Source organism: Flavobacteriales bacterium (genome assembly GCA_013214975.1).
Classification (GTDB): Bacteria; Bacteroidota; Bacteroidia; order DT-38; family DT-38; genus DT-38.
This window is the reverse complement of sequence record JABSPR010000170.1, coordinates 1-6,955: the sequence shown is the minus strand read 5'-3', so window position 1 is coordinate 6,955 and position 6,955 is coordinate 1. Positions and strand designations below refer to the sequence as shown.

Below are 6,955 nucleotides of genomic sequence, written 5' to 3'. Positions count from 1 at the left end.
ACACAAAATTTAAAAAAAGAGCAAGATAAATACGACGATCCCTTTGGTAGAATTCTAGAATTTGATCCGACAACAAACAAGATGTCGGCTTATTTGGAAGGTGGTTTTTTCAGTGACTCGTCTGGTGTATTTTCGAATCCAGATTGCAACACGTCGGTTACAATTGATAACAAAACGTACTTAGTAATTAGCGAAGATATCTATTGGTGCAGTAGAGGAAGAGTTAACAAAGAAGCAACCGCAAACGAATGGGTTTACAATGAAATATACTTCTTAGACATGAGCATCTCCAACCCCACTGTTAACGATCTAATTCGTTTTGCCGTAGCTCCTAGGGATTCGGAAACCACCGGAGTGATTTTCTTACCCAATGGCGATATGGTTGTCAATATCCAGCACCCGAGCCCAGACAACCCAGCTCCATTTAATAAATCGTGTACGGTATTGATTGAGGGGTTTACGAAGTAGTGCAAGAAAATACACGTTGCATTTCTTTTAATAGAAAACTGTCTTTCCATCAATCAACTACTGTGGATTCAATTTTGTTTCTACCATAAAACATAGGGAAATACATCAGTTCGGCTTTCGCAGGATTCATTGAATAAGTCCCAGAAAACCTTGGTTGAAGTGCTATTGTGAATACATATTCACGAGCTTCCATTCTTTCTAAATAAATATTCGTTTTATGCTTAAAGTATTCACGATGTGTTTCGTTGAATGATTTATTCTTTTCGTTGTTTCCATATGAACACCCGCCAGGTATTGGCACCTCAATATTTATATATTCCCCCTTCCGTTTAGCTATTACTCTAATTTTCAAATCTGTTAATTGACCGGCAATCAAGGTATCTAATTTCTTGCCGTCGGATTCAAACCATGTTTCTATCCTGAACATACTATCTACCTCATTAGGAGTCGTATTCCAAGACTGTTGATGTGTCGTCAAGTAAATTGGCCCTTCACCCGTCTTCTTAATTTTCATTTCACCAAAATCCGAAATCGTATTGCTGTACGGGAAATCTTCAATTATAGATTTATCTTGACCAATTATTTCGAGTGTAGCATGTTTAGAATTAGCACCATAATCTCTTATTAATCCTGGTAAAATGGTTTTAATAATCTGCGCTTTTTTAATTGTATTCTGCCATTCATAACCACCTTTCACCTCTAAAAAGTAATTTCTAATTAAGGGAAGGAAAGGGTGTAAACTATCCATACCTTCAATTAATTGATACGATAATAAAGTGACATCAGTAGAATTGCTATACCAGTTACATTTTTCTCCACCCCAATAATAGTTGCCCATATAAGTTTTTTTCACTCTAGACAAAACATTATTTAAAGAGTAGGTCAAATTATTGTCTTGTCTAATTTTTAAAATCATTAGCTTATTATAAGATGTTAATTCATTACCCTCAATCTTTTTCAAATAGTTTGCATAAGGAATATTTGCATTTAACTCGGATAGTGTTTGTAGAGTATATAAAAACTCATTTCCCTTTAATACTTTCAAATCCCAAGTCAAACGTTTTATGGCCAATTCTATATTTATCACTTTAAACCCAGCTTGTTCTGCACGACAAAGAGCTTTCAAGACATAAGATGACATCCATGGATTGCTGAGAGACAGTGACCACCAACCCCATCCTCCATTTTTATTTTGAGCAGCTTCAAGTTTTTTAATCAACCTTCTGATTTCATTATTGTCATTAAAACGCTTATTTAACTTTTTATAAATTTCTTTTTTAAGGAGATATCCAATCAATTTAGAGGCAGTCTGTTCCATACAATAAAAAGGATATTCCTCCAACTTTTTCAGTTCATCTAAAATTGGACTCAACGTGTTATTTACAGCATATAAAGTGACATTGCCTCTAGATTTATCAAAGCTCAAATTAATAACAGAGTCTTTTCTTAGGGAATAAAAAGCACCCTCCGTTTCCTTAACACCAATAGGTAATATGGGAATATGCCTTTCCTCGCCATCCCTAAAACTTTCTCCTCCTTTTATTGAGTAAGAGACTTCCATCGTGTCAGTCTGAAATGTTGCAATTTCAAAATATTCAATAATCGAATGTTCAACCGTCGTATCTATATTTGAAAGTACATCACCATTCAATAAAAAAGTAGAATTCACTTTCTCTACATTATCATTGTAGTTAGATATTTTACCTATTACCAATGCCTTATCGCCTTGAAGCATAAATCGGGGTGTAGCCAATTGGGCTTGCATCGGCAGATATGATTTAACTTGGGTCACTTGCATTCCAGAATTCTTCTTTTCATCCATTGCAAGAGCATATGACTTCCAACTCGTAATATTATCCGGAAATTTCACTTTAAAAGAAGCTTCACCCTTCGAATTCGTATATAGATTTGGTTGCCAATAACCAACATCATTAAAATTATTTCGATTTTTATATTTAGAATTAACACTAACGCCTCCCTGCATGGGTAACACTATTTTCTCAAAATCTTTATCGTTTTGCATCGCTAAATCAATTGAACTTTGGGGAAGATCTGCTAATCTCAACACTTTAATTCCATCAATGTAGTATACTGTGGCATCACCTCTAGCCCCTCGAATACTTTCTATCTCACCCTCACTGGCAACTACTCCACCCGCCAATAATGCCTGACTTTCCATTCCTCTTCCTGGCATTCTATGAAGATCCAATTCCTCTAATTGCTTATAAGAGGATCCCCCTTTATGGTCAATTAAATTCACTTCAAAAGCTACAACTTGCATTTCATCAAGGCTGATGCTTTCATTTGCCATCCTTAGATCAATTACATGAACGCCTTGAGTTAATTCAATATTTGGCACTATCAAAGGGAGATACCCAATGTACTTAGCAACTATATCATAAGTACCTGGTATTAATCCTTTTATTTTGAATACACCATCGAAATTTGTTGGTGAACCCGCAACTACCTTCCCGTTCTTCTGTACAGTTATATTAGCAAAAGGTATGGGTTCACCATTAACGTTAGTTAGAGTACCTGACAATTCTGGTTCGCCTGTACTTCTAAGTAATTGATAACTATATTTTCCAGCCATTTTATTGGTCGTGTAAGTCATACTGTTTAGGTCAAGAGCAGACTTAGCCAACTTTATATTTTCATTTCCAAATCGCAAAAAATTAATTCCTCTGGCTTTTACTTCAACCGAATCCAAAATATAGTAATTACCTTCTTCCTTAATAAGCATCATTTGATACCAACCTGGAGATAGTTTAGTAAACATCCTACTATAACCCCTATAAAATCTAGCTGTCGACGGATCTTCAATCTTACAAATTCGCATTAAATTAAAGGAAGAGTCTCCGGTATATTCAAATTGAAACGTTCCTGAACTATCCGAATGTGCATCATTTTCTCCTCTATAAAGAAAATCAAAGCGTGGAATAACTTTACGTTCTAATATTACTTTGGAAGTATCTACTACATCACCAATTTTTTGAGTATTACTTGGAGTATAATAAAACCGTTGATCTTTAAAATTTGTTTCGATTTCTGGAGAAATTGAATCAGCATAGACAATCAACTCCTCTCCTGGTTTAAAGAATATTTTTTTTGTAGGCATGCCCTCAACATCGAGATATACAAATCCTGGTTTAATAGGACCAACGGCGTATCTCCTTCCACTTCTCAAAACGGTTTTCACAGGGCTACCTTCTTGCCACAAGCACATTTTCTTGTTATAAATGTCTGCTCTAAAATATAACGTTGATCGATAAACTTTGTCCTTTTCAACTGTCGTTAAAGCCGCTGTAGTCCTAGTAATTTTTACTCTTTTGGGAATATTTCTCAGGTCCAATGAGAGGTCTAACTTCGCACCTTTCTTCAACACAACACCCTCTATTTCATATAGTTTAGCATCCGCTCTTAATGTTATTTTATGCTTCCCTTCTTCAATAATTAAGGAATAGTTTCTACCATAATTTAATCTGTTATAGTATACCAGTTTATCATCCACCAAAATCATGTCGATATAATGTTTATTTCCATTTCGATATAAATGTGGAGCGAACTGAGCGTTGGGAAGAATACGACTTGAATCATAGATAAGTGCCATTCCATCTTCAGGGTACATCAGCTGGAATAAAGGAATAGTATCCAAGCGAAACTCGGTAGACCAATCGTCCAAATTTCGTGTTCTATTATTTCTAGACACATTTGATATTCCGTGTGAATTAATGAAAGGTCTCCTCCATATTTTACCCAGTGCAGGAACACGTTTAATTTCGTCATTATCAAATTGACTATTGAAAGCTCCGGCTAAAACATTTACATTTTCAACAGGAATTCCCTCTTCGTCTTTTACAAGAACAGTAATGTCAACTTCTTGTCCAGGAAATACTCTATCAGGCTGCTGGATATCGACTTGTAATCCGTTCCTATAAACCGATAAATTATAATTCAAATTAACAGGTTCTCCGCCCCAGATATACGAACAAGCAATTGCATAATTATCTTCTATATCTGTTACCATATTATTCTCATATGCGACGGTTACACCTTGTTCCTCAATCGTGTTTCCATTCTTGTAAATGGTATAGCTTATCGGGATATTTCGCGGATTGATAAACTCAATCTTCATTCTACTATTATCTCTGTATCTATCGCATTCAAAAAGACTTCCCTGTTCATTTAGCAAAACTTCTTCCCTAACATCCCCCTTTATAAACACATAAGATGTAATATGCGTTTTCAACTTTTCCTTAAAGGGGAAAGCGATCATTCGGTCAGACAAGGTATCGCTATAGTATAGCTCTACCAATCTTCCTTTTACTGGAATATTTTCTGAGTTAACATAAAACATGGCTATGATAGAGTCTTTTTCTAGCTTCGAATTTATCCTTCCTGGAATCCCTATGTAATCAAACTTGAAAGATTCTTCGTGCGTTTCATTATTGCTATTATTAAAAACGGCCTCAACGGAAACGGCAATATTTGCGGTGGGCCAAATAGAATCAGGAACTGACACTCGCGTATCTCCCAAAGGGTCCAATTCTATTTTTTTCTCCCAAAGAGTTTTGGGAATAAAAACAGTATCCTGAAGAAACTCAATTGTGAAATCAGCAATTAATTTAAGTTCTACTCTACTGTCTAAAATATTCAGTCCATTTGCATCCGTTCCGCTAAGCTCCACAACGATAGGCTGTCCTTTACTATAGACTGTTTCTTCAACACTAGCTTCATAACTTGATTCATCCAATTGATAATCTTCCAAGATAAACTGTTCAGATATCAGAAGTTTTTTTGATTTGCCTTTAAAGAGGTCAACGTTATAAGATTTATTTATTCGTAATGTATCGCCAAGAATCGTTTCGTAAACATAAGCTCCAGGGGATTCAGGATTAATGAATACACCTTTTCTCTTACCATCAAAAGAACTATTCCTTGAATCATGTATGTAAACTCTAATGGGGGACGTTATTGCTTTACCATTTTTGTTAACCAAAAATGCTTTCCATTTCAAAGTATCACCCGGCAAATACATTGGCTTACTAAAGGCCAAATACCCATTTCCAATTGTTTTACTTCCATATGAATAAGAACCAAATCTTACATAGTAATAGGCATTGGACAAATGTCCCCAACTATATCGAATCGGGAAAGTAGCGATCCGAATTGGCGCTAATTGAATCACTTTCCTATAGGCTCTGAGAAGTTTAGAATTATTAACATTTCTATCAATTTTGTAGAAAGAAATATTTCCATCAACCTTTACTTGTAATAATCCATGCTTATTAGTTTTCTCTAATGTATATCGATTTGTTAATGAATTGAAAGGCACCTTGGTTCTATTGACGACCAACTCGGCGTCATTGATTACTTTATTTGTGCCCCTTTTAAATACGTAAATAGATAAGTCTCTATTGTTATTAAATATTTTAACTTCTATTTGGCTAGCAGAAAAATACTCTGCACTAACCCCCGCATTATTTCTATGAAAATCGGCTTGCACTAAGATATAATTACCTGCAGGAAGAAGTGATTTGTAATAGGAAGCGCTATCAGAAGGAAAGGAATCAACTTTGCTTTTCAAAAAACGTGAAGGAAAATGGTAGCCGTATTTTAAATCAAAAAACTTCTTTGCGTTTTTAGATTCTAGTTTATAAACGTTGACGTTATAACTGTTTTCTCTACTCCGTTCTAAAATTTGCCCATTTGAATTAAATGAAAAAATGACCAATAGAAAAAAGAGGAAAACGTACTTCATAAATTATTTTGTGTACTTAAAATAACCCGATTAATACTTTTTACCCTTAAATCGAATTCCCTAAAGCATTCCTAAACTCCTAATAAAAATCTCAATAACCGCTGTACAAAAGGGTAAAGACAAACTAAAAGAAATCAAATATCAAGAACGAGAAACAGAACCTTTTCAATAAAAAAACATTTTACAGTTAAGAATTCCTAAGAAAAAACTTACACTTATTACATCTCCTCCACTGCTCTTTTGGCTTCATTTATTGCTGCGTACATATAGGCTGTGGCTCCAGCATCCGAATTCGCAATGGTGATTCTTCCAAACTTCTTTCTGCCGATTTTTGCATTCTTATACATGTCTATATCGTAGAGATCTGCTCCTGAGTAAGCATATCCATGCGACCATCTATTCACAGTAATACTACTAATGTCTCTGTTCGCATCGAAATCCGTACCGGCAAGCATACCTCCAATATGCCCTTTAATCTCCGTCTCGAAATCGTTAAAAGTTTTAGCTAGTAATTTGTATCTCCCTTCTTTGAATTGCTCTCTCGGCGCCATCCCATAGGTATCGCTATTGGGCATCCAAATCATATTCATCAGTATTGGATCGTTAGGTGTTCGAGAGAACTTGTAGCCTCCCATGCTTACTGGAAAATCCAAGAAGGCCATATTGTGCAAATTACCAGGACTAATCGCCAAGCCTATATTTTTCTCTTTGAAAGCCCTCCAGTTT

Annotated in this window: 3 protein-coding genes; 1 reads left to right on the top strand and 2 read right to left on the bottom strand. The window is 35.3% G+C overall.

The genetic code is table 11. The features are described 5' to 3' along the window. On the top strand, nucleotides 1–468 hold a 468-nt coding region (locus HRT72_06070), incomplete at its 5' end, for a DUF839 domain-containing protein (protein ID NQY67273.1). A gap of 49 nt (nucleotides 469–517) precedes the next feature. Here the strand turns inward: HRT72_06070 and HRT72_06065 are convergent. Beyond that, a complete protein-coding gene (locus tag HRT72_06065; protein NQY67272.1) occupies nucleotides 518–6,229 on the bottom strand; it encodes a carboxypeptidase regulatory-like domain-containing protein in 5,712 nt (1,903 codons plus the stop codon). Between the two features lie 218 nt (nucleotides 6,230–6,447). After that, nucleotides 6,448–6,955: spermidine dehydrogenase (locus tag HRT72_06060; protein ID NQY67271.1), on the bottom strand; the 508-nt coding region annotated here is incomplete at its 5' end.